24 protein-coding genes and 2 pseudogenes are annotated in these 24,661 nt (G+C 49.7%); 8 read left to right on the top strand and 18 right to left on the bottom strand.

The window, feature by feature from the left end; all coding sequences use genetic code 11:
- Positions 1–110: 110 nt before the first annotated feature.
- The 7 genes and pseudogenes from VPR01S_RS09605 to puuE form a co-directional block, all read right to left on the bottom strand.
- The gene (locus VPR01S_RS09605; RefSeq protein ID WP_021705127.1) at positions 111–326 is read right to left on the bottom strand and encodes a hypothetical protein; all 216 of its coding nucleotides are present in this window, start codon (positions 324–326) and stop codon (positions 111–113) included.
- A gap of 664 nt (positions 327–990) precedes the next feature.
- Positions 991–1,236, bottom strand: a pseudogene (locus tag VPR01S_RS23240) (urate hydroxylase PuuD); the annotation flags it as partial.
- Positions 1,237–1,380: 144 nt separating this feature from the next.
- Positions 1,381–2,274 (bottom strand): annotated as a pseudogene (locus tag VPR01S_RS09600) (urate hydroxylase PuuD); the annotation flags it as partial.
- 15 nt (positions 2,275–2,289) lie between these two features.
- Positions 2,290–2,853 carry an ureidoglycolate lyase gene (locus VPR01S_RS09595; protein WP_021705125.1) on the bottom strand — a complete coding sequence of 188 codons (564 nt, stop codon included), beginning with the start codon at positions 2,851–2,853 and terminating at the stop codon, positions 2,290–2,292.
- Positions 2,854–2,873: 20 nt separating this feature from the next.
- Complete coding sequence (gene alc, locus VPR01S_RS09590) at positions 2,874–3,860, bottom strand: allantoicase (protein WP_021705124.1); 987 nt, start codon at positions 3,858–3,860, stop codon at positions 2,874–2,876.
- A 147-nt stretch (positions 3,861–4,007) separates the two neighbouring features.
- Positions 4,008–4,523 (bottom strand): 2-oxo-4-hydroxy-4-carboxy-5-ureidoimidazoline decarboxylase, encoded by a 516-nt coding sequence (uraD, locus tag VPR01S_RS09585; protein ID WP_021705123.1) that lies wholly within the window; start codon positions 4,521–4,523, stop codon positions 4,008–4,010.
- Position 4,524: 1 nt separating this feature from the next.
- On the bottom strand, positions 4,525–5,448 hold the full coding sequence (gene puuE, locus VPR01S_RS09580; RefSeq protein WP_021705122.1) for an allantoinase PuuE: 924 nt from the start codon (positions 5,446–5,448) through the stop codon (positions 4,525–4,527).
- A 349-nt stretch (positions 5,449–5,797) separates the two neighbouring features.
- Between puuE and uraH the strand changes: the two genes are divergently transcribed.
- From uraH to VPR01S_RS09560, 4 genes are all read left to right on the top strand, one after another.
- The gene (uraH, locus tag VPR01S_RS09575) at positions 5,798–6,148 is read left to right on the top strand and encodes a hydroxyisourate hydrolase (RefSeq protein WP_040902503.1); all 351 of its coding nucleotides are present in this window, start codon (positions 5,798–5,800) and stop codon (positions 6,146–6,148) included.
- Between the two features lie 102 nt (positions 6,149–6,250).
- A complete protein-coding gene (locus tag VPR01S_RS09570; protein WP_021705120.1) occupies positions 6,251–7,594 on the top strand; it encodes an NCS2 family permease in 1,344 nt (447 codons plus the stop codon).
- Positions 7,595–7,759: 165 nt separating this feature from the next.
- A complete protein-coding gene (locus VPR01S_RS09565) occupies positions 7,760–9,169 on the top strand; it encodes a nucleobase:cation symporter-2 family protein (protein WP_021705119.1) in 1,410 nt (469 codons plus the stop codon).
- Positions 9,170–9,319: 150 nt separating this feature from the next.
- The gene (locus tag VPR01S_RS09560) at positions 9,320–10,681 is read left to right on the top strand and encodes an 8-oxoguanine deaminase (protein ID WP_021705118.1); all 1,362 of its coding nucleotides are present in this window, start codon (positions 9,320–9,322) and stop codon (positions 10,679–10,681) included.
- 79 nt (positions 10,682–10,760) lie between these two features.
- On the opposite strand, the gene VPR01S_RS09555 is transcribed toward VPR01S_RS09560, so the two are convergent.
- Positions 10,761–11,672, bottom strand: coding sequence for a LysR family transcriptional regulator (locus VPR01S_RS09555; protein ID WP_021705117.1), 912 nt, complete (start codon positions 11,670–11,672; stop codon positions 10,761–10,763).
- A gap of 188 nt (positions 11,673–11,860) precedes the next feature.
- Here VPR01S_RS09555 and VPR01S_RS09550 point away from each other — a divergent pair, with 188 nt between their 5' ends.
- Genes VPR01S_RS09550 through VPR01S_RS09540 form a run of 3 tightly spaced genes read left to right on the top strand, consistent with a single transcriptional unit; the run spans position 11,861 to position 14,321 of the window.
- Positions 11,861–12,073 (top strand): DUF1656 domain-containing protein, encoded by a 213-nt coding sequence (locus tag VPR01S_RS09550; RefSeq protein WP_021705116.1) that lies wholly within the window; start codon positions 11,861–11,863, stop codon positions 12,071–12,073.
- Between the two features lie 10 nt (positions 12,074–12,083).
- Positions 12,084–12,947: an HlyD family secretion protein gene (locus VPR01S_RS09545; RefSeq protein ID WP_021705115.1), complete on the top strand. Its 864-nt coding sequence runs from the start codon at positions 12,084–12,086 to the stop codon at positions 12,945–12,947.
- A 12-nt stretch (positions 12,948–12,959) separates the two neighbouring features.
- Positions 12,960–14,321 carry an FUSC family protein gene (locus tag VPR01S_RS09540; RefSeq protein ID WP_021705114.1) on the top strand — a complete coding sequence of 454 codons (1,362 nt, stop codon included), beginning with the start codon at positions 12,960–12,962 and terminating at the stop codon, positions 14,319–14,321.
- An 82-nt stretch (positions 14,322–14,403) separates the two neighbouring features.
- Here VPR01S_RS09540 and VPR01S_RS09535 read toward each other — a convergent pair whose 3' ends face one another.
- From VPR01S_RS09535 to VPR01S_RS09525, 3 genes are all read right to left on the bottom strand, one after another.
- Positions 14,404–15,072, bottom strand: a complete 669-nt coding sequence (locus VPR01S_RS09535) for a hypothetical protein (protein ID WP_021705113.1) — start codon at positions 15,070–15,072, stop codon at positions 14,404–14,406.
- The gene (locus VPR01S_RS09530; RefSeq protein ID WP_021705112.1) at positions 15,059–16,240 is read right to left on the bottom strand and encodes a hypothetical protein; all 1,182 of its coding nucleotides are present in this window, start codon (positions 16,238–16,240) and stop codon (positions 15,059–15,061) included. The genes VPR01S_RS09535 and VPR01S_RS09530 overlap by 14 nt, the downstream gene beginning before the upstream one ends.
- 212 nt (positions 16,241–16,452) lie before the next feature.
- Positions 16,453–17,034 (bottom strand): hypothetical protein, encoded by a 582-nt coding sequence (locus VPR01S_RS09525; RefSeq protein ID WP_021705111.1) that lies wholly within the window; start codon positions 17,032–17,034, stop codon positions 16,453–16,455.
- Positions 17,035–17,238: 204 nt separating this feature from the next.
- On the opposite strand from VPR01S_RS09525, the gene VPR01S_RS09520 reads away from it, so the two are divergent.
- Positions 17,239–17,718, top strand: a complete 480-nt coding sequence (locus VPR01S_RS09520; protein WP_021705110.1) for an aminoacyl-tRNA deacylase — start codon at positions 17,239–17,241, stop codon at positions 17,716–17,718.
- A gap of 46 nt (positions 17,719–17,764) precedes the next feature.
- On the opposite strand, the gene VPR01S_RS09515 is transcribed toward VPR01S_RS09520, so the two are convergent.
- The 7 genes from VPR01S_RS09515 to gcl form a co-directional block, all read right to left on the bottom strand.
- Positions 17,765–18,145: a carboxymuconolactone decarboxylase family protein gene (locus tag VPR01S_RS09515; RefSeq protein WP_021705109.1), complete on the bottom strand. Its 381-nt coding sequence runs from the start codon at positions 18,143–18,145 to the stop codon at positions 17,765–17,767.
- 58 nt (positions 18,146–18,203) lie between these two features.
- Positions 18,204–18,560, bottom strand: coding sequence for a MerR family transcriptional regulator (locus VPR01S_RS09510; RefSeq protein WP_021705108.1), 357 nt, complete (start codon positions 18,558–18,560; stop codon positions 18,204–18,206).
- A 34-nt stretch (positions 18,561–18,594) separates the two neighbouring features.
- Positions 18,595–19,206: a TetR/AcrR family transcriptional regulator gene (locus tag VPR01S_RS09505; protein ID WP_021705107.1), complete on the bottom strand. Its 612-nt coding sequence runs from the start codon at positions 19,204–19,206 to the stop codon at positions 18,595–18,597.
- Positions 19,207–19,402: 196 nt separating this feature from the next.
- Positions 19,403–20,701, bottom strand: coding sequence for a glycerate kinase type-2 family protein (locus VPR01S_RS09500; protein WP_021705106.1), 1,299 nt, complete (start codon positions 20,699–20,701; stop codon positions 19,403–19,405).
- A 199-nt stretch (positions 20,702–20,900) separates the two neighbouring features.
- Positions 20,901–21,797 (bottom strand): 2-hydroxy-3-oxopropionate reductase, encoded by an 897-nt coding sequence (locus VPR01S_RS09495; RefSeq protein WP_021705105.1) that lies wholly within the window; start codon positions 21,795–21,797, stop codon positions 20,901–20,903.
- A gap of 25 nt (positions 21,798–21,822) precedes the next feature.
- Positions 21,823–22,599 carry a hydroxypyruvate isomerase gene (gene hyi, locus VPR01S_RS09490; RefSeq protein ID WP_021705104.1) on the bottom strand — a complete coding sequence of 259 codons (777 nt, stop codon included), beginning with the start codon at positions 22,597–22,599 and terminating at the stop codon, positions 21,823–21,825.
- Positions 22,600–22,666: 67 nt separating this feature from the next.
- A complete protein-coding gene (gcl, locus tag VPR01S_RS09485) occupies positions 22,667–24,442 on the bottom strand; it encodes a glyoxylate carboligase (RefSeq protein ID WP_021705103.1) in 1,776 nt (591 codons plus the stop codon).
- Positions 24,443–24,661 lie beyond the last annotated feature (219 nt).

Here is a 24,661-nt window from a genome sequence, read left to right as displayed (position 1 = left end):
ACAAATCCGGTATTGTACGATGTGGGGAGGTGTCAGACGTAGTCGGAAAGGCTAGGCAAAATAATGGATTGACTGGTGATTTTGCCCTTTGTAGAAATTTAAGGAGAAGGTCACAGTGAGCTTAACCGGGCGGCGCTTTGTTTTGATAATCTCGGTGAATATTGCATCATCAATCGATACACATCGACGCTGTCAAAGGCACTCGCGAGCAACGTATCATTCAATGCCAGAACAAATTGCAGTGCCGGCAAAAAGTCGCCATCGTTGAGTACATTAAAAACCAGACTCACTTCATCAAGAAAGGTCTGTTGCTTCTCCTGAATCATTTCACGGAACGGTTCAAGATCTCCGCTTTGTTGAGTGTCGCGGCTGACAGGACTTGTTTGGACACCAACTGGACTGGCTCATTCAGCATACGCTGACTTTGCAAAGAGCGTCGTTTGGAATACTTTGTGTCAGACTGTATTCTTGCGCTCGCTGCATCATCGATGCGGGTAACGTTATCATCGATACCAATGAGGGGGCTGGTGAACTGGTGGGTAACCTGAGTGATATGACTGTTGAACTAGTACCTTTTCTATACTTATCGTCAAGGACAATCCAGTATATACGGAGCCGAATGATGACATTCAGCCTATACGCTATTTTCAGCGTAGGAGAAATAGAAAATAGTAAAAGCAGCCCAAAAGGCTGCTTTTACTTTATTAGTCAATTCACAATCTAGATAGACATATGACGTCTATATGTCGGAGTCTGAAACACTGGCGCTACTTGCATTCATAACAAAGCGTTCAGAAGCCAGAGGCCAGTTGAGGTACGTTTCGCTGGTTATGCCTTGAATAAAACTTTCTACACTCGCTTATTGGCTTAATACAAAAAATCCCCGGACAGGGGCCGGGGCGCAGAAAGGTGTGCGAAATGACGAGAGATTGTTAAGTGCGCTGCCAAGCAGCGCAATCTGCCGCCTAAGCGGCAGATCCTGAGCCGACGCTACTGGATACTCGCGCCCTGCTCTACCCAATTCCCGATGAGGGCTCGTTCATCATCGGTCATTTGAGTCAGGTTACCCAACGGCATTACCTTAGTGGCAACCGCCTGAGCAATAATCCTTGGTGCATTATTTTTGATCTCTTCCGGGGTATCCAGAATGACACCTGCTGGCGCCGTTTTAAACGCAGCGTGAGTCGGATTCGCAGAATGGCAGACTGAGCAGCGCTCCTGAATCACTTCATTTACCTTAGCAAAAGCGATCCCATGCTCGGTGACATCTGCGTCATGAGAAACCGGTTGAGCCTTGGTGCCTGCGGATGCTTGCGCCTCATCAGACACTTGACTGCTTTGTGTGGCCACTTTCGCAATCGGCGCTGATGATGGCTGACTGGCATACGGTGACGTAATAAAAGCCAGTGTAATCATCCCTAATGCCGCCACCGGAATGGTCCACGCATACTTCTGACTGCCATGACGAGTGTTGAAGTAGTGACGCACCAGAATACTGAATACCGCCAGACCGGCCAGAATCGCCCAGTTGTATTCTGAACCGTAAGTACTCGGGAAATGGTTACTGATCATAATAAACAGTACCGGTAACGTCAGATAGTTATTGTGACGTGAACGCAACAAGCCTTTGGCCGGAAGCAGCGGATCTGGCTCGCGGTTTTCTTCAATCGCTTTCACCAAGCCGCGCTGAGCAGGCATGATCACGCGAAAGACATTACCGACCATGATGGTGCCGATGATCGCGCCGACGTGGATGTAGGCACCGCGACCACTGAATACCTGAGACAATCCATACGCTGCGCCAACCAAAAGCACAAACAGCACCAACCCCAGCAACGCCGGTGTTTTTCCAAGTGGTGAGTCACACAACAAATCGTATATAAACCAACCGGCAACCAATGCACCGACACCGATGGCAACGGCCGTGCTCGGCGTTAGCCCCGATCCTGGAGCGATCAGATAAATCTCTGCATTCAGGTAGTACACCACGAACAACAAAGCGATACCGGTGATCCAGGTGAAGTACGCTTCCCATTTAAACCAGTGCAGGTTTTCTGGCATTTGAGGTGGTGCCAATTTGTATTTTTCCAGATGGTAAATTCCTCCACCATGGATAGCCCATAGGTCACCGGACAAACCGGTTTTAGGGTTAACCCGGTTGAGGTTATTCTCAAGCCAGACAAAGTAAAACGACGCACCAATCCAGGCGATGCCGACTATCATGTGAACCCAGCGAATCGCCAGATTCAACCACTCCGTGATATGTGGATCCATAATAAAACTCCTGTATTACAGCGAGACCACGTCTTGCTGTATCTCTTCCTTGTTGCTGTTGCCCGGAATGTCTTCCAGATGCAGTGACACCAAATCGGTGTCAAAGAATACTTCATCACAGTTATGCCCCTCACCAGCCCGATCAACGATCAGAAACTGATCCTGATCACTCAGCGCCAGAACCGGATGGTGCCAAACCCCTTTGTGGTAATTGACCCCTTGACGTCCGTTGCTAATGAACGCCCGGCAATGAGATAACTGCGGATGATCGCCTTTCGGCGCAACAACAATCAGATAAGGTCGCCCAAACAATGGAACGAACGCCTGAGAGCCTAAAGGATGGCGTTCCAGCATCCGTATCGTCAGCGGATACTCTAGCGGTGTGGCCTGAAAAATACTCAGGATGGCCTGACCACCCTGATCCGCCACGTCCGCACTGGCAAGTTTGTGGTAACGGCGCGTTGAACCGTTATTGATCATGAAGTAATCACTGTTTTCGGTTTCAATCACATCCCCAAACTCAGCAAATGCATCTTTATTGAGAGGTTCTATTTTCAGACGGCGAATTCCATTGCTCATAGTGCTTCCCTTGCTGTGAATTAACCGGCTTTAGTGCCGAACAAACGTAGGCGGCTAACACCACCATCCGGGAAAATGTTCAGACGCACATGCGTCACAGGCCCGATATCGTTCACTTGCGACACAAACTCATGGATTTCATGTGCACTGAGTTTCTGCGCTGGTAACAATTCACGCCAGAACAAGCTTTGTGTCGCAACCTGATCGTCGGTACCACCTTTGACGTAGGCAGCCTGAATAGAACAGCTGTCCGGGTAGTTCCCTTTGAAGTGTGCGGTGTCGACAACCACTCGTTCGATATTCCCTGCATGACCTAAGGCCACGATCACCCAATCGTTACCAGGAGTGCGACGTCGTGCCGTTTCCCAGCCATCACCCATGTTTTCACCACGGCCCGGGCCAAGAATATTGGACGTTTTACCGTAATGTTCATCACTGCATGCCAGTGCACGACCACCATGCTCAACCGCAGCCAGGTCGATCTGTTGCTGGGTATCGATCGCTTCCCAATCCACGCTTGGAGTCCCGTAAATACGCAGACGTGCTACACCACCATCTGGGTAAATATTGAGGCGCACATGGGTGTACACTTTACCGCTCTCGATGTTACGCAGGTGATGGCTGTCGCCAGCCAGACTAAGTGACGGCAGGATCTCTTCCCATTCTGTGGCATCATCCGGATCGCCTTGTGGTGAGTAACACGCATCCAGCGAGGCCGAAGGCGGAAAGTTACCAGTAAAGAAACTGGTATCGATATCTACGCCCGCAATCGTTCCGGCTAAACCTAAGCGTACAACACAGAAATCGTAGCCTTCTCCGCGTTTACGTCGGGTTTCCCAACCGTCCATCCACTTGCCATTGTCATCGAACACCGCTTCTTTCCATACTGGTGCTTCCCGACGTAACAGACGGCTTTTGTCTGCGAAAAAGTCGTCGGTAGCGTACAGCGCCTGAGCGCCCAGTTTGTCGTCTGCGAGGTTGATGTATTGTTCAAAATCTAAGGACATTTCCGTCATCCTTCCAATTAATCCAATTAATAATAAAAACGAGTTTGTACCTGCTTCACGTCTGCTCAGACAGGTACCCCACAGCAGTGAACCAATTCGCTCCTCTGCTGTTTATGACTGGCATGAGATAGCTGCCGACTCTGCGACTTACATATCCCAGAGGCGGAAAAAGGCGATCTTGTTGATCTCTTTCAGCGCCGTAACAAACTCAGTTTCACTATCATTGCCTAATCGCATCTCGAACGATTCAAGAATTTGGTAACGATTGGCCCCTTTTACTGCCATGATAAAAGGGAAGTTGAAGCGATCCTTGTAGCTGTTGTTGTAATAAGTAAATTTTTCAAATTCCTCGGGTGAACACTGATCAATGCCCGCTCCCGCCTGCTCTGCGGTGGAAGCTGCCGTCAATTCACCATTGACCGCGGCGCGGCCGGCTAAATCCGGGTGAGCATTAATGAGAGCCAGTTGTTGTTCGGGTTGTGCCGTCAACAAGGTGGAGGCCATTTTCAGATGAAGATTCTCGATGTCATTGTCTTCTTGCGACAAGCCCTGGTCATAGACTTTTTCGGCCACCCACGGGCTGTGCTCGTACACATCACCGAAGTGAGACACAAACTCCTCGCGCGCCATTTGGGTCGGTTTGCAAAAACGAAATTGTGTCATGTTACTGCTCCTGATTCAGTTGATAAGGGTGATGTTCATGCCAGTGGCGTGCAATATCGATGCGTCGACACAGCCATACCTTGTCGTGCTGCTTGACGTAATCCAGGAAGCGGCGCAGTGATGCAATACGACCCGGACGACCAATCAGACGACAATGCAAACCGACTGACATCATCTTCGGCGCTGTCTCGCCTTCAGCGTATAAAGTGTCGAACGTGTCTTTGAGATATTGGAAAAACTGTTCGCCGGAATTGAAGCCCTGAACGGTCGCAAAGCGCATGTCGTTGACGTCCAGCGTATACGGGATCACCAATTGAGGGCGCCCAGCTTCGGTATGCCAGTATGGCAAGTCGTCGTCATAAGCATCAGAGTCATAGAGAAAGCCCCCTTCTTCCGCGACCAAACGTCGCGTATTCGGTCCGGTTCGTCCGGTGTACCATCCCAGCGGGCGTGACCCGGTAACGGATTGAATAATTTCAATCGCTTTCATCATATGGTCACGTTCTTGAGATTCATCGGTGTATTGATAGTCAATCCATCGATAGCCATGACTGCAAATCTCATGTCCGGCTTCCACCATGGCTTTTGCCACAGCAGGGTGACGCTCAAACGCCATGGCAACCGCAAACACAGTCAATGGAATGTTGTACTCATCAAATAACTTTAATACCCGCCACACACCGGCACGACTGCCATATTCATAAATCGATTCCATGCTGATGTGTCGCTCCCCTTTCAGGGGTTGTGCGGAGGGAATTTCGGACAGAAACGCTTCTGACTCATTGTCTCCGTGAAGAACACAGCGCTCTCCACCTTCCTCGTAATTCAGGACAAACGAAACGGCAACTCGGGCATCCCCAGGCCATTTAGGATGTGGAGGATTTGGCCCGTAGCCAATGAGGTTTCTTGAATAGTCCTTATCCATTCAGGCTCTCCTTAATATGGGGCGAAACCGTATCGCCCAACCAAACCTTACCCAAACATTGTATACAATAATTTATCTTAATGTAAAGATTTTGTTGTTAAAGTTAATTTCTCCAACAACATCCTTTTATATCAAATAATTAGGGACAAACCATGATAAAATACTGCTTTGACACAGTTCACAAAGTCATCATACAAGCAAAAATACGCGTAACATTTACATAACAAACGACTTTACTAACCGAGTATTTTGTGTACATATATAGTTATCAGCAAGAGAAAAGTACCACCTCTTGTATACAAAGTTTTTCAATCAAAGCTAAGGAGAGCGCCACGCGCTGACGTAAATTATGGGAAAACTAACCACACATGTTTTGGATACAATGCATGGTACTCCGGGGGCGGAAATCAAAGTAGAACTGCATCAAGTAGACGGTAGTTCACTGGTATACATCAAAGATGTCACCACCAACTTCGATGGCCGGACAGACAGTCCAATGCTGGAGGGCAATGAGTTCGTCGCCGGAAAATATCAGCTCACCTTCTATGTCGCTGACTACTATCGCGCTAAAGGTGTGGATATCGGTGACATTGCTTTTTTAGATGACGTGGTGATCCGTTTTGGCATCAGTGAAGACAGTCACTACCACGTCCCGCTACTCGTCTCGCCTTACAGCTTTTCCACTTATCGTGGCAGCTGATTTCAATAACAACTAATAGCGTCAGGGACTAGATATCACTGGGAGAATTGAAGTCAGGTTGTATTCAATTTAAAGGAAATACATTTAAAAGGACTTGCTGACATGAATGAAAGCAAAGCGGATGTGCTGAGCGAGGGCCAGCCAGAGGGCTTTCTTGAGCGTTTTTTTAAGCTAAAGGCGCATGGGACCAGCGTAAAAAACGAGTTAGTCGGTGGTGCAACCACATTTGCCACCATGGCCTACATTATCTTCGTCAATCCACAAATTATGGCTGCGTCCGGGATGGATGCCGGCGCGGTGTTTGTCGCAACCTGTATTGGTGCTGCCATTGGCTGTTTGCTTATGGGTTTGTTTGCCAACTGGCCTGTCGGCTTAGCGCCGGGCATGGGGTTGAACGCCTTTTTCTCTTTCACTGTGGTCAGTGAAATGGGTTACAGCTGGGAAGTCGCACTGGGCGCCGTGTTTATCTCTGGGGTGCTGTTTGTCGGCATGAGCTTTTACAAAGTACGTCAGTGGATCATTGAGAGCATTCCAGAAAGCTTGCGCTATGCAATGACAGCCGGGGTGGGCTTATTTCTTGGTCTCATCGGCCTTAAAACCGCAGGGATCGTCGTTGATAACCCGGCCACACTGGTGTCATTGGGTGACTTCACGAAACCAGAAGCTTTGTTAGCCGCGATTGCGTTTCTGATCACTGCCATCTTAAGTGAGCGCCGTGTGTTTGGTGCCGTACTGATTGGGATTCTCAGCGTGACGTTAATTGGCATGATGCTCGGGCTGGTTCACTACAACGGCTTTTTCTCTGCGCCGCCAAGCCTTGCTCCTACGTTTCTGGCGATGGACATCGCGGGTGCGATGAACGTATCAATGATCAGCGTGATCCTGGCGTTCTTGTTCGTCAATATGTTCGATACCGCGGGTACCTTAATGGGCGTGGCCGAACGAGCCAATCTGGTCAACAAGGAAACCGGTAAAATTGAAGGTCTGAGCAAAGCGCTCAAAGCAGACAGTATTTCCAGTGTTGCTGGCGCGTGTGTTGGCTGCCCTCCGGTCACAAGTTATGTGGAAAGTGCCGCCGGCGTTTCTGCAGGCGCGCGTACCGGTTTGTCTGCGATTGTCGTCGCGCTCTTATTTGTTGCTGCGATCTTCCTTTCTCCGATTGCCGGAATGATTCCAGCCTATGCCACGTCAGGCGCTCTGATTTATGTCGCCTTTGTCATGATGAGCAGTATGCAGAATGTCGACTGGAAAGACTTCACCAATGCCGCCCCAGCGGCGATCACTGCCCTGATGATGCCGCTGACCTTCTCTATCGCGAACGGTATTGCGCTCGGTTTTATCACCTACACGGTTTTGAAAGTGTCGACTGGTAAAACCAAAGACGTTTCAATTTCGATGTACGCACTGACGGTGATCTTCATCGCCAAACTGGTCTACATCGGTTAATTACAATCAAAAAATAATTCACACGTTCACCAGCCCGGAGTCTTACTCTCTGGCTGGTTTCGTGTACCCAAATTTCATGTACTACGCAGTTTGTAGTTCATAGATTGCCGACTCAACGAGAGAACAACAGAGACCCAAACAGACTCACTCTCTGAGGAACAACATATGAAACTTCTGTATACGCTCAATCAACGTCCGCCACGCAGCATTACTCTGCTATTGGCACTCCAGCACATGTTGGCTTCCATCGGCGGCATCGTTGCCGTCCCTTTGATCGTCGGGGCGTCCATCGGCCTGCCGAATCAGGAAATCGTTTCTTTAATCAACGCAGCCTTGTTGGCTTCTGGTGTCGTCACCATCGCACAATGCATCGGCTTCGGACCTGTGGGCATAAGACTGCCTGTTGTCATGGGCTCAAGCTTTGCTTTTCTCGGTGTTGGTATCACCATAGGCAAAGAAGGTGGCGTCGGCAGCATCATGGGCGCGGCGCTGATCGGTTCATTCGTGGTCATTTTTGCCAGCTTTTACATGGATCGGGTGCGCAAACTGTTCCCTACCCTGGTCAGCGGTGTGGTAGTCACATTGATCGGCTTGACCATTCTGCCAGTGGCAATGAACTGGGTTGGTGACGCACCCGCGGCCAGTGATAAGTTCGCCACACTGCCGAAACTGTTCCTGGCGATTGTGTCTCTTGGAATTGTTGTTGCGGTTTCCGTGTACTGCCGCGGGGCGGTGGCGGCCTCTGCGATCGTGATTGGCCTGGCTGGCGGTTACCTCGTCGCTTTATCGCTGGGCATGGTCAATCTGGAACAAATCAGCACCTCTGCCTGGATAGGCGGACCGGAACCCCTGAAATACGGCCTGAGCTTTTCCACCAGCGCGATCATCAGTATGAGTCTGGTCTACATCGTCGTTATCGCGGAAGCGACCGGAGACTTCATGGCGCTGGCGAATAACTGTCACACCAAAGTAAGCGGCAAAGATCTACAACGCGGTCTGCTTGGCGATGGCCTTGGTAGTACACTTGCGTCTTTGCTCACCGCCATGCCGCTGGCATCATTCAGCCAGAATGTCGGAATTGTAGGCATCACCGGCGTCGCCAGCCGCTACGTCGTTGCCGCCACTGGTGGCTTGTTGATCCTCGGAGGCCTGTTTCCGAAACTGGCCGCCATTGCGGTCACCATTCCCAAGCCCGTGCTCGGCGGTGTGGGTTTTGTGATGTTCGGGATGATTGCTTATGCCGGTATCCGCATGCTGATCAAAGCCGCCGATACCAAACGCAACGCTCTGGTGGTGTGTGTCGGCCTAGCGTCCGGTTTGGCGGTGACCTTTGAGCCGCGTCTCTTGCAGCATCTGCCTCATGATCTGGCCAACTTCCTCCACTCCGGGATTACGACTGGCACGATCGTGACTGTATTGCTGCATCAGTTACTGCCAAAATCGACTCGCAAAGAAGAGCGTGAAGCGTTGAAAGAGAGCCGCGCTCAGGTTCAGGAAGCCATTGCTCGCAAGTCACAGGCAGCCGAAGTATCGGATGCACAGAACGCAAATACGCTGAAACCACAACAAGATTAGTTGCTCATAGCAACTACGGAGCCATCGGGCCTTCTGGCCCGTTGGCAAAACTCACTGACTATTCACTCCCGACACTGGTTCATTATCGCCAGTCTAAGGAGCAAAGACCGTCTCCCCTGCAATGGTTGATACGGCTAAGGATATTTATGAATGGAAACCATTTGGATTAAGAATCCACTCGCCATCTACACGGGCAACTCTCAGGATGCGCGTGGTGGCTTGGTAATACGAGGCAATCAGATCATCGAATTGATTGCCAAACATCAATCTCCCTCTCATACCATTGATTACACTGTCGATGCATCGCATCATGTGATCACGCCCGGTCTGATTAATGCCCACCATCACTTCTATCAGACACTTACCCGCGCCTATCCGGACGCACTCAATAAAGAGCTGTTCCACTGGCTAAAAAGCCTGTATCCCGTCTGGGCTAATCTGGACGAGGAAATGATGAGCGCCGCCACCGAACTGGCACTGGTTGAACTGATGCTATCTGGCTGCACCACCGCGTCTGATCACCACTACTTATTGCCCGGCGGTTTGGAACACGCTATCGACTTACAAGTCGAAGTGGCTCAAAAGTTGGGAGTGCGCGCTATTTTTACCCGTGGCTCCATGAGCCTGGGAGAAGACGATGGTGGTTTACCGCCTCGTCACACCATTCAGACCGAACAAGCGATTGTCGATGACAGCTACCGTCTGATTCGCCAATACCACCAACATCATGACGGTGCGATGACCCAGATTGCACTGGCGCCCTGCTCACCGTTTTCTGTTACCACAGATTTGATGAAAGAAACCGCATACATCGCCTCTCAGGAAGGGGTTATGATGCACACCCATCTGTGTGAAACACTGGATGAAGAAGATTTCTGTATCGAGCGTTTTGGCATGCGCCCCGTCGATTATCTGGAAGATGTCGGGTGGCTGAATCAGCGCACCTGGCTGGCGCACGGTATCCATTTCAGCGCTGAAGAAATTCGCCGCTTAGGCAAGGCCGGGGTTGGTGTCAGCCACTGTCCTACATCCAATATGATGCTGGCATCCGGCATCTGTAAGAACAATGAGCTGGAAGCCGCCGGAGTGAAAGTCGGCCTTGGTGTCGATGGGTCTGCGTCCAACGATGGTTCCAATATGATTGCGGAAGTACGCATGGCCATGTATCTGCAGCGGCTGCAATACGGTTCGGCGAATGTGTCTCACCTTGATGCGCTGCGTTGGGCGACCAAAGGCTCAGCGCAGGCAATGGGCAGAAGCGATATCGGTGAACTAGCGATCGGTCTGCAAGCCGACCTGGCAATGTTCAAGCTTGATGACATTCGCTTTTCCGGCAGTCATGATCCTCTTGCCGCGCTGCTGCTGTGTGGTGCTCAGCAAGCTGACCGGGTGATGATCGCCGGTCACTGGCGCGTGCTCAATGGTGAAGTGATCGGCGTTGATCTCAACCAGTTAATGCGACGCCACCGGGCGGCCGCCCAACGTCTGGCAGAAAAAGCCCTGCAATCCTGATTCAGATAAACGAAAGCCGCGCAAGCGGCTTTTACTGCCTTATCAACCGTCACCGCACCCAATCGGTGTCTCTGTCAGACTACGCATTCAAATCTGTCAGCAGTTTTTGACGATACTCTTCCACCACCTTAATGATCGACGGCTTCACTTCGCTGATCTGCTTGGATGGCGGGCACCAAAGCCCCACCGCCAATTTGTACCCCTCTAACATGGCCGATGTGTTCACTGGCTGGATAGCGTGATCCGAGAATTCCGAATGAGCGAACGTTTTCGGCAGGATAGACCACCCTAACCCGGCTTCGACCATTTTGATGATCAAGGCGAGTTGGTCCACTTCTTCGTAGTTGGAACTGACAATGATTTTTTCGCTCATGCCCTCTTGCAGCAGAGAGCGCAGTACAAATTGTTTGGAATTTCGCAGCGCCATCAATACCTCATCAGGCGCCAGAGCCGCCAAATACCCGTTTTTCTGCACGAAGGGGAGAAACTCGAAATGCCCCAAAAACGTGGAGTCTAAACTGTGCATGGCCTGACTATCGTGTACGTTCACCAGCCCGAAATGATACTCACCACTTTGCAGGCCCTGTTTTATCTCACTTTTATTACGGACCAGAAAGTTCACCCGCATCATCGGAAAGTCAACCGCCAACTGCATTCGAATCAACACCAGAAAGTTATGCGGAATGACGCTGGAGTATGCAATGTTGATATTTTCCAGCCCGCCATACGCCAGACTTAATGCAACTTTGTCAAAAGTACGCGCCTGTTCGATGGTCTGCTTGGCATAATGATACAGCAAATGCGCATCCTCGGTGGGTTCGACAGAGCGCCCCACTCGCTCGAACAAACGGACCGCCAGCAAATCTTCGAGGTTTGTGATCACCTGGCCAATCGTTGTTCGGTGCTTACTTAATTTTGCCGCTGCCTTACTAAAAGAGCGCACATCATACACTGTGACAAACGCGAGCAATTGTTCAAAACTAAACTGCATTTTTCTTACTCCATCTTTCTCACATCCAAACCAAGTCAAAACGCATATTCTTGGGTTAAAAAGCGATCAAAACCCTCTCTAATGGTCAATATAACATCACCATGTAGGATTGGATCCTACATATGCGATTATCATATCAAGGATAAATGGCTTTATCTTTCTATTCATCAAACCAATAGAGAAAAACCATGAACTCAATGCCACATGAACTCGTCTGGGGAGAAGTCTACTTTCCCCCCTTATTGCTGGTTGTCGCATTAGCGTATCTTCTGACCATTGTGGTCGGTACCGCCGCCGCGAAGCTTGGGTTGTACAAATACATCGCTTTTCCCGCTCTGGCAGAGCTGAGCTTAATCGTTATTTTTATTGGTGTTATTGGCCAATTCATTACCATTTTTTGAGGCAGTTACTGTGATTAAACGTTATCTCTTCACTCTGATACTGATGTGCACCGCAGGTGTCGTAGGCTACAAGCTGTACCAAACGTACTCCAGCCACCCTTGGACACGCGATGGTCAGGTCAGTGCTTATATCGTTTCTGTGACTCCTCGAGTAACCGGGCAAGTCACACAGGTCTATGCCCAGGACAACTCACAAGTAAAAAAAGGCGACCTGCTGTTTGAAATTGATGCCAGCCTCTATAAAGCGGCCTATCACAAAGCACTGGCCAGTGAAAAACAGGCGTTAGCGCTACTGGCAAAAGCAAAAAATGAAGCACAGCGTGCACGGAAACTGGAGGAACGTACTCCAGGTGCAGTGCCAATACTGACGTTGAACAACTTGAACAACGCCGTAGAAACCGCCGCGGCCAATGTGGAGTTAGCCAAAGCGAACGTCGAAGAAGCGCGCCTGAACTTAGATTTCACGCAAGTGCATGCGCCAACAGATGGCTACATTACCAATTTCAACCTGCGTGTCGGCTCACAAGTAGTGGCCAATACTCCGGTGGTTGCTCTGATCGATGAAAACAGTTTCTGGATTGAAGGTTACTTCAAAGAAACCGATTTAGTTGGCGTGGATCCGCAAGACAGCGCGTACGTGACGCTGATGACGCACGACGACATCGTGCTGGAAGGCAAAGTGAAAAGTATTGGTTACGGCATTGCAAAGCAAGATGGCAGCACTGGCAACGATCTGCTCCCGAACGTCAACCCAAACTTCCAGTGGATTCGCCTGGCCCAGCGTATACCGGTTAAAATTCAGCTTGAGCAAGTACCTGACACCTTGCAACTTCGAGTTGGCATGACCGCATCCGTTAAAATCATCAAACACTAAGTGGAGATGGCCATGTTGAGTGCCTCAACCAAAGAAGCGATCAAAGCCGCGCTCGCCATCGTGCTATCCATCAGCCTGGCGTTATGGTTTCAATGGGAAAAACCTTACTGGGCAGCGATTGCGGTCGCCGTGATGGCATTGAACGAAAGCTTTGCACACTCAATAAGCAAAGGGCATAACCGACTGGCAGGCACGGTACTGGGGACCGGTTACGCTTTCTTCCTGATTGCGCTGTTTTCACAGAACCAGTTCTTGTTTCTGACCTTCTTCACGCTGTTTCTCGCGCTATGCCTGTTTATGTCCAGCGACGAAAAATACGGTTATATCTTTTCCATCGGTTTTGCGGTGTGCTCAATCGTTGCCTGTATGGGCGGGTTCGATAATCAGGCAACATTCCACTTTGCGGTGCTGCGCTTACAAGAAACTCTGCTGGGCGTCGCAACGTTTTCGCTGGTGTATCGGTTGGTGTGGCCTGTGAATACAGAGCAGCATTTCTTTCAACGTTTCGAAACCAGTCGGCAAACGTTACTCGATGCGATCAACAGTCGCCACCAAATAGACATTCAGGCACTGGAAGCCAACGCCGATAACATCAATAAGCTGTCTCAACTGATTCGTTTGCCTAAAACCGGGGCTTATCGGCTAAAACAGCATCAACGCAGTTGGAAAACACGTATTGATGAAATGGCACAACTTCAGGCACGCCTAAGCGATATAGCACACCAAGAAGAGCATAATAACGACGATCACAGGATCGACTGGACCACGCTAGTCAAGCAGATAAAAAGCTTCGACATTACTGCGCCTCAAACCTCGCTGGTGGGCCACTTTCTGGCCGAAGCGAACAGCCAACGCACTTTGTGCTGGCATCAAGAGCACCGAAGCTTTGTACAACATCTCAACGAAGACGGACGCAAAGTGTTGCAGGGCGTCGCCATGTTCGTCGTGTCGTTAATGATCTGGATTTATTTACCGGTGCCCGGTGGGTTTATTTTTCCAATGATTGCCGGTGTGTTTGCGTCTATTGTACCGACATTGCCGCCTAGCGTGATAAAAGACGCCTTTTTCGGCGTGATAGGCACAGGATCGGTGATCTTGTTGCAATACATTTTTATCATGCCGTTGATGACCGAACTGTGGCAGTTGGCTTTGTTTTATTTCGTTAACGTAGTGGTTATCTGGACGGTGTTTTCTACCCCAAAACTGATGATCCACCGGATTCTCGGCGTTAACCTGCTGGTGGTGCTGACGTCTGGAGCCCTTAATCTCACGCCCGTATACCGAATAGAAACACCACTACTGATGCTGACTAATATTTTAATTATTTTGATGGTCTCTAAGTTATTCACTGATCTCTTTCGCCAGTCTGCGTAAACCCACACCCGAGCAGCAAACACAAGACTGATTATCCAAGTAACGATAAACAAAACCCTCAGGCTAGCCTGAGGGTTTTATTTCAAAACTGATGCGTTAACGTCAGTTTTAGCATGCCTTCAGTGGTGTGGTATTCAAATCCTTCATACACAGCACCAAATTCAACGTACGCATTCCAACGCTCGGTCACAGTAAACTGTTGTTCGATTGAGATTCCCATTTCCCGGATACCAGGCTGTCTCTTACGTATGTGCTGGTCTTTGTCGTACACTCTCTCAGACTTATAACGCAACCAGGTATTCAGTGAGGTGTCCGGCAGCATCGGAACACTGTTATCGATAAACCATTCCGGATCCTGCGTTTCACTCACGTCATACAATATTCCGGTACTCAAGTATCCACCATCATTGAGGGTGACACCAAGTCGCCATACCACCCCGGCAGATAATGTCTCGTTGCGCTGATGGCGACCTCCGCTGATAACATGTTGCTCGGCAAACATCGGGCTAACAGCGACACTGGTAAAAAGCGGAGACCAGAGCGGAAAAGCCACACCAAATTCCGTTGCCTGGGCATACAACAAACCGTAGTCGGTCACCTTCTCAATATCGAAATAAGGCAGCCATTCTGTTTCGCCGCCTTGCCACTGGTAGGTGATCCCGATCTCCAGCGGTTCAGACGCACTGTGAGCCTGAAAACTCCCCAGACTCACCGCCAACCAGATTGCTGCACTAAGGTTATGCCGCTTCATGTTCCGGTGCCGTCGTAACGGCGGGCTTTTTAGCGGCGTATACCGCTTTCCAACTGTTGTCCTGATGTAACCCCATCAGATGACAGATAATGCCGGAACGTTTAAAGCCGTAAATCATCAGAATCGACAGAGAGCTCAACGTGAAGATCACAAAGAAGTTGTTCACTAGTGTCATCCCAAGCTTCGCAGTGATCAAAGTCATCAACGGCCCCCATAAGAAAATGAAGATCGACTTATGGAAGATAAACACCGTCAGCGAGAACATACCAATCCAGTTCAGTGGCTTCCAACTGACATCAATGCCTTTTGAGTGCAGCCACAACAGAGTGGAGATCACCAGGAACTCGGTTCCCCAGATACCCATACGCCCAAAAGTATTCTCAGCCAGGGAGTGCTCTTCGGCATAAACGTCCGCCAGAGAAATCGTTCCAATACTGTCAAACGTGAAGAAAATCGCCAGAGCCAGTACCGACAGCAGCATTACCCCCTGATTCAGCATGTCACGCATGTGTGGTTTGTGGTGCCAAACCCAGCCATACATAAAGCCAAGACAACCACTCGCCATGAACAAGTCCAGTCTGGCGTCCAATTCATAGTCAGGGTGAACGTAATGACGAACCATTGCTTCAAATGAGCTTAATGCGTCCGGAATACCCAATTGAGCCACAAAGAAGCTCAATACCGTCACCACCATCATGCCGCGAATACCGAACAGCCCGTACACCAGTGAGAACAGCGCAAGCAGCACCATCCACAGCATCACAGGGTAGAATGAAATCGCTTCACCAAAGTTTGGCGCAATCACAAATCCTTCGACATACAGTACACCGATGATCGATGCAAAAAGGAGTAGCTTTTGTGCCAGTTTCGCCCGAACCTGTTCCTGAGTCTTCATCGCCAGGTTGAAGGCGGCAAGCGCCAGATAGATTTGGCTGACCCAGGGTACAAGCCACAGACACATATTGGCGGTAATGCTATCCATCGGAAGCAGCTTTCCGATCATCGGTAGGTGGGAGGTATATACCGTATCCCAGCTTTCATATTCGCGGATAAAAAAGTCCTTATACCAGTAGTTCAGATAGCCGGTGTAGTGTTCAAACACCGCCATAAAAATCACCAGTCCGCGAAGAAAATCCAAACTCACGATTCGTTGTTTGTTTGCTGTCATTTGACGTTACTCTTACAAGTAGAAATTGCGCTAATTGAACACCGTTTTTATTTGTGAGAACAGTAAGTAAATGTACAGAATTGTATGCAATGCGATTTAAATTTAACTATATGTTTTTAAAATGATTAATTAGAATTTGTAATTCGATGGAAGAGAAATCAGACAAAAAAAGAGCCTGTATCTGACACAAGCTCACGAAACATTTTGGCGATTTAATATTCAAGTTCAATGTGATGCAGTTTAACAGCGCCCTGATCCCAGGTGGTACGACACTTCGCTTCCAGTGTCGTTGAGCGTTGAAACTGGTTGTCCACACTTTGAGAGTACGTCACAAAACCATCGTTTCGGGTGAGATCTCCCCACCAGAATCCACCGGGTTCAGCGAAACGTAAAATTTTCCACCCGCCACCATCACTGATTCGTCGAACTCGCGAGAATGTACATCCTCCAGGACGACCAGAATTGATGTTATCTAGGGAAGCGTGCATGTTGACCTGAAATTGCCCGATCTCATCAGACAAAGGGATCGTACAGGTAAAATAGCGTTCTGTACGTCCGTAGGCGGGCTCAAAAATGAACGAAGATGAGGCGGCATCTGGCCCGACTTTCTCACTCATAGCAATGCTCATCGCCGCTTCATAGCTTCCCTTCTCGCTCTTCAGTTTGGCAAACTGAACGTTTCGTTCCGCGATACTCTCTGCGCAGTATGACACTGCTGGGTAGGTGACAACTTTGGCTTGAACCCCTGACGAGACCGCACAACAGGCGGCCGTTAACAGAAATAATTGTTTCACTTTATATGCTCTTGGTTTTATATAAGAAAAACGCATATTAAAGATTACGAATACAGGTTCAACGTTAAGTTATTGAATTTAGAGGCGGGTCACGTTCACTCTATTCATCTTGCAGCGTTACAGCGACTTAATGAATTCACAGCCTAATGGGGACATATTTCCTATAATTAAGAGGACAAAAGCCACCTCAGACAGGAGGTTTCTATGACCATGGCAACCCGGCTGAGTCACTACCTGAATGAGCACCATATCCGCTTTCAGACACTCAGCCATGAACACAGCCACAGCTCTCTTCACAGCGGAATTGCCGCTGGAGTTCCTCTTAACCATCTGGCGAAAGGAGTAGTACTGGAAGATCATGATGGCAAGCATATGATGGCCATCCTACCCGCTAACGCCAAAATCAATCTGGCGATATTGAACGACGAGATGAATGCCACATTTCACTTGGTCAAAGAACAAGAGATTTACCGGATGTTTAATGACTGTGAAAATGGCGCCATTCCGCCAGTCGGCAGGGCCTATCATATGGCGATGGTGTGTGATACATCACTGACAGATTTGGATCATGTCTACCTGGAAGCAGGTGATCACGAAACACTGATCATGCTCGATAAAACGGCGTTCAGACGGCTAATGGAGCACAGCAAATTCATCCATTTCAGTAGTCAGGTTTTCCATTAAGCGGCACACAACAAAAAGGCTTGCACCAGGTGCAAGCCTTTTTTGATCACGCAGATTTTCGCGCAGAAAGGATATCTTTCAGCGCAAACATGCCATTAAGAGCCGCCGGAAAACCAGCATAAACGGCCATCTGCAGAATAACCTCTTTGAGTTCCTCTTCACTACAACCGACATTCAACGCTGCTTGTAAGTGCACCTTCAACTGCGGCTGACAATTGCCCATGGCAGTCAGTGCCGCGACCGTAGCAATTTCGCGAGATTTCAAATCCAACCCGGGGCGGGAGTAAATGTCACCGAATGGAAACTCAATCGTCAACTTTGCCAGATCCGGGCAGATGTCTTCCAGACTGGTGATAACATTATGCCCGGCTTCGCCGTCAATCTCCGAGAGTTTTTCTAACCCAATTTCAAATCTTGATGAATGCATGATGCGTTCCTTTTTTACTTGTTGGAACATCACCTTACAAGTTAGAGCTTACTCTAAGTCAAGAACTAAGTTTATCACGGTAAAATTGTATCTTTACCTCAAGTGCGTCGAGATGTTCGAGTTGCTCATCAATATGTTGCTGTAATTCGCGCCGATGCTGTTCGAGCAACTGTTGTCGGGCTTGCATTGTTTTCTCCCCCCGCTCTCGTAGCTCAGCATAACGCTGAATTTGCTCTAACGGCATACCGGTGGATTTCAAACGTACAATGAATCCAACCCATTCGCGCTCTCTGGCAGTATAAACCCGATGACCACTGGCATTTCGCTGAACATTTTTTAGTAAACCGATCTTCTCGTAATAACGCAAAGTGTGGGCAGACAGTCCCGTCTGAAGGGAAAACTCTTTCATATTCATCGAACAACTTCTCTAGGAAACGCTGAGTCACTGCTCAGCGGGAACGAACATGACAACCTTGAATCACCAGTTGAGTGATAAACTGAGCTGCTTGTTGATAGTCATCATTATCAAGCTGTGGTTTCTGCATGACATTGCAAATCTGCCAACCAAAATCGGCGTACGTTTGCGTAGCGGCCCAAATAGCAAACATAAGATGATGCGGTGGCACCGCGTCCATCAACCCCTGCTCCTGCCAGGTTCGAAACTTGTTCAGAATCATCTGGGATTGTTCAAACAGCTCTTGGCCAATGTCCTCTGGTAATGCTTTAGCGCCCGACATCACTTCATTCGCAAACACCTTCGAGGCATGGGGGTGATCGCGAGAAATTCTGAGTTTCGTTTCAATATAACGGCTCAATGCTTCAACCGGGTCATCAAGTTCTTCGATGGGCTTAGAGGCTTCCAGCAGAGGCTGAGTCACCGTTTGCAATACCGCGTAATAGAGTTTGTCTTTTGAGCTGAAATAATAAAATACATTGGGTTTGGGCAGCTCAGCAGCTTTGGCAATATCGGCCATTGTAGTGGCTGCATACCCTTGCTTTGCAAACTGCTCGCTGGCCACTTCGATGATCAAATCCTGATTTTTGCGTCTGATGCGCGACATGCTTCACCCCCGAGTCATCCTAATAACGTCTGATGTTAAACAATGGCTCAGGTAACACCAAGAATTCGTTATAAAAAATAGCGAGTAGTACGACTTTTGCTGTCATTTTTTGCTCTCCTATACCCGAGAAATAAAAAAGCGGCACACCGCTCATGCCCTTCAGTGTGCCGCAAAGCTTCTCGTGACAGGAGTCTGGTCAGAGAATCAGAATTGCCCTGAAATCATTTACGTTGGTCAATGTCGGGCCGGTGAACAGTAACTGTCCGATCTGCTCGAAAAAGTCATAGCTGTTGTTGTCAGCCAAATAGTGCTCTGCATTGAGCTTCAGGCTAGAAGCATTTAAAACACTGTCTGGCGTTATCCAGGCACCGGCGTTATCTTCCACACCGTCAATGCCATCGGTATCGGCCGCCAGAGCATAAATACCCGGCGTTCCATTTAATTCTTGATACAGACTGAGCAGGAACTCACAATTCCGTCCTCCTCGCCCATTTCCTCTGACTGTCACCGTTGTTTCACCACCGGAGATGAGTACACACGGTGCGCTGAATGGCTGGCTTTTCTGCGCGACTTGCTTGGCCAGCGCTGCGTGCATTTTGGCGACCTCACGAGCTTCACCTTCGATACAGTCACTGAGAATGTGGGCTGTAATTCCGAGCCCTTCCGCTTCGGCCGCCGCCGCCTGCAACGCCATTTGCGGCGTCGCAATCAAATGAGTGACACACTGTGCCCAACACGCCTCCTCGGGTTTGACCGTTTCAGATAATGGTGAATTGAGCCATTCAAAGGCACTGGCAGGAATGTCTATCTGATACCGTTCGAGGATAGCCAGCGCATCAAAGCGAGTGGTCGCGTCTGGCACCGTCGGCCCTGAAGCAATCACACTGAGCTCATCCCCGGGCACATCCGATATCGCCAGTGTGACCACCTGAGCCGGATAAGCCAGCTTTGCCAAACGCCCCCCTTTGAGCGCCGATAAGTGTTTGCGCACGCAGTTCATTTCGTCGATGGCGGCACCGGATTTCAGCAACGCTTTATTGATCGCCTGCTTCTCGGCCAGCGAGATGTTGCCCGCAGGCAAGCTCAGCAATGCGGATCCCCCACCTGAAATAAGGCATATCAGGGTATCGTTTTCTGTCAGTTCATCGAGTAGAGCCACCACTCGTTGTCCCACATCCAGACCCATGGCATCCGGCACTGGATGAGCAGCTTCGATGACCTCAATTCGTTCGCAAGCCTGAGTATGTCCGTAACGGGTAACCACCAAGCCTTCCAATCGCTCCCAATGGGATTGACCTCGCGCCTGAAATACCGCTTCCAGCTCCGCCGCCATCGACGCGCCAGCTTTCCCGGCCCCTACAACAACGATGCGACCTTTGGCCGGTGAGGTGAACAACTCATCCGGCAAATACTGAGCGATGTGCCCCTTGGGCAAAGCCTGATTAACCGCACTCTGGAACAGTTGGTGTAAAAATTGTTTTGGTTCGATGTCCATCAGCCACTCCTTAGATGACAGAAAAGAAAAATCCCGAAGTAAGGCGCCGGGCGCCTGCAGTTCAAAGCGGCGAAAGGAGTCCGCTCTGTCCCTTTGCCTTACGACGGGAACGCGTATAAAAGGAGACGAAACTACGCGATTTAGTAAGGAATTGAAGTCGGCAGGCGAGAGGAAGCACCTGCCGTTATCCCACTAGGGATTAGTCGCGGATTGAGTGACCAGAACGCTTTTCGATCGCTTTGATCAGCGCCGAATGGTCCCAGTTTTCTCCACCCATCGCCGCACAATCTTCAAACAGCTCCTGCGCGGTGGCTGTATTGGGAAGTGCAACGTCAAGTTCTTGCGCACCGGTCAGTGCCAGGTTCAAATCTTTCTGGTGCAGTGCTATCTTAAAGCCAGGGTCAAAGGTGCCATTCACCATGCGTTCGCCATGAACTTCCAGAATCTTTGAGCTGGCAAAACCACCCAGTAAAGCCTGACGCACTCGCGCCGGATCCGCGCCTGCTTTAGAAGCAAACACCAGTGCTTCAGACACAGCTTCGATATTCAATGCCACGATAATCTGGTTCGCCACTTTACAAGTCTGACCTGCGCCATTTTCTCCCACCAGAGTGATGTTCTTACCCATCACCTCAAAAAGCGGACGGGCTTTATCAAACGCACTCTGACTACCACCGACCATGATACTCAGCGCCGCATTAATTGCGCCGACCTCACCACCGGAAACCGGTGCATCCAAATAGGCTGCACTACTTTCGTTGATGCGAGCCGCAAACGCCTTGGTCGCGATAGGTGAGATAGAGCTCATATCAATCACGAGCTTACCTGCTGCACCACCTGAGTTCAGACCCGCTTCAATGCCGTTGTCACCAAACAGAACCTCTTCGACCTGCGGTGTGTTTGGCACCATCAAAATCACTACGTCCGCCAGTTCAGTCGCTTGAGCAGGGGAATGACACACCAAAGCGCCAGCCTCCACCAGCTCACTCGGTGGCTGATTAAAGTGGTCTGAAAGGATGATGTCGTGTCCGGCTTTTTGCAGATTCTGCGCCATAGGCTTACCCATGATGCCGGTACCGATAAATGCAATCTTCATATTCTGTTCTCCTTAACTGTATTGGTTAGCGATACTGATTCATCCAGTTCAGTCCATCGGTGGTGGTGGACTGCGGTTTGTATTCACAGCCCACCCAGCCCTGATAGCCCAGTTGATCGAGCTGACTCAGCACAAACGGATAGTTGATCTCACCAGTGCCCGGCTCATGTCGGCCAGGGTTATCTGCCAGTTGCACATGCGCAATTTGGTTGATGTTAGCGCTAACGGTTGGCGTGATGTCACCTTCCATGATCTGCATGTGGTAGATGTCGTACTGGATGAACAAGTTGTCGCTGCCAACGTCGTTGATGACCGCTTTGGCCTGCTCAGTGGTATTGAGGAAAAAGCCCGGGATGTCACGGGTATTGATGGCTTCAATCACCAAATTGATACCTGCTTTTTTCAGCTCTTGTGCGGCATAACGCAGATTAACCACAAAAGTAGCATGCGCATCTTGCGGGGTAACGCCCTTTGGCGTGATCCCCGCCAGACAGTTGATTTGGGTATTTCCCAGCACTTTTGCGTATTCAATGGCCATCGCGACCCCGGCCTGAAACTCCTCTATCCGAGTTGGGTCAACGGCAATTCCTCGCTCACCGGCGTCCCAGTCTCCGGCTGGTAAATTAAACAACACCTGAGTCAATTGGTTATCATCAAGCTTTCGCTTAATCTCTCCTGCATCAAAGGCGTACGGGAACAGGTATTCCACGCCCTGAAAGCCAGCTTGTGCGGCCGCCTTGAAACGATCGAGAAAATCGACTTCGGTAAACAGCATGGATAAATTTGCAGCAAATTTTGGCATTGTGATGTCCTTTTCAGGCTGGATCCCGAACAGAGAGCCAGCAGATTGTTTGGTTTGTCGATGGAAATTATTGCTGATGGGCCAGTGCCGTTGGTGCATCATTGATGCCCTCGGCAAGCGACTCGAATTCGTTAATCGCATTGATTTCCACACCCATTGAAATATTGGTCACACGCTCTAGGATTACTTCGACCACAACCGGCACCTGGTGTTTGTCCATCAGTGTCTTCGCTTGTGCAAATGCGTCCTGCATCTGCTCGGGATCCGTCACGCGGATAGCCTTACAGCCCAAGCCTTCAACAACCGCCACATGGTCGACACCGTAACCATTCAGCTCTGGCGCATTCTGGTTTTCAAACGCAAGCTGTACACAGTAGTCAATGTCAAACTGGCGCTGGGCCTGACGAATCAAACCCAGATAGGAGTTATTCACCAGCACATGGATATACGGCAAGTTGAACTGCGCACCGACCGCCAGCTCTTCGATCATGAACTGGAAGTCATAGTCCCCTGAAATGGCCACGATATCTCGACTCGGATCTGCAGCACGTACGCCCAGAGCCGCCGGTGTTGTCCAGCCCAGCGGGCCCGCCTGGCCACAGTTGATCCAGTTGCGCGGCTCATACACGTGCAGGAACTGAGCCGCAGCAATCTGAGACAAACCAATCGTGCTGACATAGCAGGTGTCACGACCAAACGCTTTGTTCATCTCTTCATACACACGCATCGGCTTGATAGGCGCTTCGGTGTAATGCGTCTTGCGCAGCATGCTTGCTTTACGCTGCTGACAATCACTGACCCAGTCACCACGAGCTGGCAATTTACCGGCGTCGCGCCATTCACGGGCGATATCGACAAGTAGTTCAAGGGCCGCTTTAGCATCCGACACAATGCCTAAGTCCGGACAGAAGACACGCCCAATTTGGGTAGGCTCAATGTCTACGTGCACAAACGTGCGGCCCTTGGTATACACATCCAATGAACCGGTATGGCGGTTCGCCCAGCGGTTGCCGATACCGAAAACGAAATCAGATGCCAGTAGTGTCGCATTCCCGTAGCGATGGGCAGTTTGTAATCCCACCATACCCGCCATCAGTTCATGGTCATCCGGAATCGATCCCCACCCCATCAGCGTTGGAATAACGGGTACACCCGTAATCTCAGCAAATTGCTGCAACAAATCTGACGCTCCGGCATTGATGACACCGCCACCGGAAACGATCACCGGTTGCTTCGATGAACACATCATCTCCAATGCTTTCTCCGCCTGCGACCTTGTCGCTTTCGGCTGATAAGCGTCCAACGGTTCATACGTCTCGATATCGAATTCAATTTCTGCCAGTTGTACGTCTAAAGGCAGATCAATCAATACCGGGCCTGGTCGGCCAGAACGCATCAGATGAAACGCCTGTTGAAAGGCTCGTGGTACCTGAGCGGGCTCAAGCACTGTGGTCGCCCATTTTGCGACTGGCTTAGCAATCGACTCAATGTCAACAGCCTGAAAATCTTCTTTATGCAGTCGGGACGTCGGAGCCTGACCCGTAATACAAAGGATTGGAATCGAGTCTGCAGCTGCAGAGTACAACCCGGTGATCATATCCGTCCCTGCCGGGCCTGATGTTCCGATGCAGACACCGATATTGCCCTGCTTAGTACGGGTGTAGCCTTCCGCCATATGCGAAGCGCCTTCCACGTGACGCGCTAACACATGATCAATGCCACCCAGCTTTTTCATCGCCGCGTACATGGGATTGATCGCCGCACCCGGAACCCCGAAGGCAATGTCCACGCCTTCTTTTTTCAGCACTTCTACTGCTGCTTCGATTGCCTTCATTTTAGCCATTCGAACCCCCTTTTCGATTGTATACAATTCAAAAGAACTTTGTGTACTATGAATCATCTTCAGAAATTCGCAACCCCTGAACGCAACATTTTTTCAACATCGAGCAATCATTCTAAGCATCTGCTTACCCCGCAATCCTTAGAAATCATTGCTTTACATGAATTATCTTTACGTAAAAATATTTTCCCAAAATCACAAATGAAAAATAAATGTTAAATA

It is taken from the genome of Vibrio proteolyticus NBRC 13287 (genome assembly GCF_000467125.1).
Classification (GTDB): Bacteria; Pseudomonadota; Gammaproteobacteria; order Enterobacterales; family Vibrionaceae; genus Vibrio; species Vibrio proteolyticus.
This window is presented reverse-complemented; position numbering and strand designations above follow the sequence as displayed.

Excerpts from the sequence above, each read along its gene's own strand:
- VPR01S_RS09605 (WP_021705127.1), bottom strand. The coding sequence starts at position 326 with ATGATTCAGGAGAAGCAACAGACCTTTCTTGATGAAGTGAGTCTGGTT.
- VPR01S_RS09595 (WP_021705125.1), bottom strand. The coding sequence starts at position 2,853 with ATGAGCAATGGAATTCGCCGTCTGAAAATAGAACCTCTCAATAAAGAT.
- alc (WP_021705124.1), bottom strand. The coding sequence starts at position 3,860 with ATGTCCTTAGATTTTGAACAATACATCAACCTCGCAGACGACAAACTG.
- uraD (WP_021705123.1), bottom strand. The coding sequence starts at position 4,523 with ATGACACAATTTCGTTTTTGCAAACCGACCCAAATGGCGCGCGAGGAG.
- puuE (WP_021705122.1), bottom strand. The coding sequence starts at position 5,448 with ATGGATAAGGACTATTCAAGAAACCTCATTGGCTACGGGCCAAATCCT.
- uraH (WP_040902503.1), top strand. The coding sequence starts at position 5,798 with ATGGGAAAACTAACCACACATGTTTTGGATACAATGCATGGTACTCCG.
- VPR01S_RS09570 (WP_021705120.1), top strand. The coding sequence starts at position 6,251 with ATGAATGAAAGCAAAGCGGATGTGCTGAGCGAGGGCCAGCCAGAGGGC.
- VPR01S_RS09565 (WP_021705119.1), top strand. The coding sequence starts at position 7,760 with ATGAAACTTCTGTATACGCTCAATCAACGTCCGCCACGCAGCATTACT.
- VPR01S_RS09560 (WP_021705118.1), top strand. The coding sequence starts at position 9,320 with ATGGAAACCATTTGGATTAAGAATCCACTCGCCATCTACACGGGCAAC.
- VPR01S_RS09555 (WP_021705117.1), bottom strand. The coding sequence starts at position 11,672 with ATGCAGTTTAGTTTTGAACAATTGCTCGCGTTTGTCACAGTGTATGAT.
- VPR01S_RS09550 (WP_021705116.1), top strand. The coding sequence starts at position 11,861 with ATGAACTCAATGCCACATGAACTCGTCTGGGGAGAAGTCTACTTTCCC.
- VPR01S_RS09540 (WP_021705114.1), top strand. The coding sequence starts at position 12,960 with ATGTTGAGTGCCTCAACCAAAGAAGCGATCAAAGCCGCGCTCGCCATC.
- VPR01S_RS09535 (WP_021705113.1), bottom strand. The coding sequence starts at position 15,072 with ATGAAGCGGCATAACCTTAGTGCAGCAATCTGGTTGGCGGTGAGTCTG.
- VPR01S_RS09530 (WP_021705112.1), bottom strand. The coding sequence starts at position 16,240 with ATGACAGCAAACAAACAACGAATCGTGAGTTTGGATTTTCTTCGCGGA.
- VPR01S_RS09520 (WP_021705110.1), top strand. The coding sequence starts at position 17,239 with ATGACCATGGCAACCCGGCTGAGTCACTACCTGAATGAGCACCATATC.
- VPR01S_RS09515 (WP_021705109.1), bottom strand. The coding sequence starts at position 18,145 with ATGCATTCATCAAGATTTGAAATTGGGTTAGAAAAACTCTCGGAGATT.
- VPR01S_RS09510 (WP_021705108.1), bottom strand. The coding sequence starts at position 18,560 with ATGAATATGAAAGAGTTTTCCCTTCAGACGGGACTGTCTGCCCACACT.
- VPR01S_RS09505 (WP_021705107.1), bottom strand. The coding sequence starts at position 19,206 with ATGTCGCGCATCAGACGCAAAAATCAGGATTTGATCATCGAAGTGGCC.
- VPR01S_RS09500 (WP_021705106.1), bottom strand. The coding sequence starts at position 20,701 with ATGGACATCGAACCAAAACAATTTTTACACCAACTGTTCCAGAGTGCG.
- VPR01S_RS09495 (WP_021705105.1), bottom strand. The coding sequence starts at position 21,797 with ATGAAGATTGCATTTATCGGTACCGGCATCATGGGTAAGCCTATGGCG.
- hyi (WP_021705104.1), bottom strand. The coding sequence starts at position 22,599 with ATGCCAAAATTTGCTGCAAATTTATCCATGCTGTTTACCGAAGTCGAT.
- gcl (WP_021705103.1), bottom strand. The coding sequence starts at position 24,442 with ATGGCTAAAATGAAGGCAATCGAAGCAGCAGTAGAAGTGCTGAAAAAA.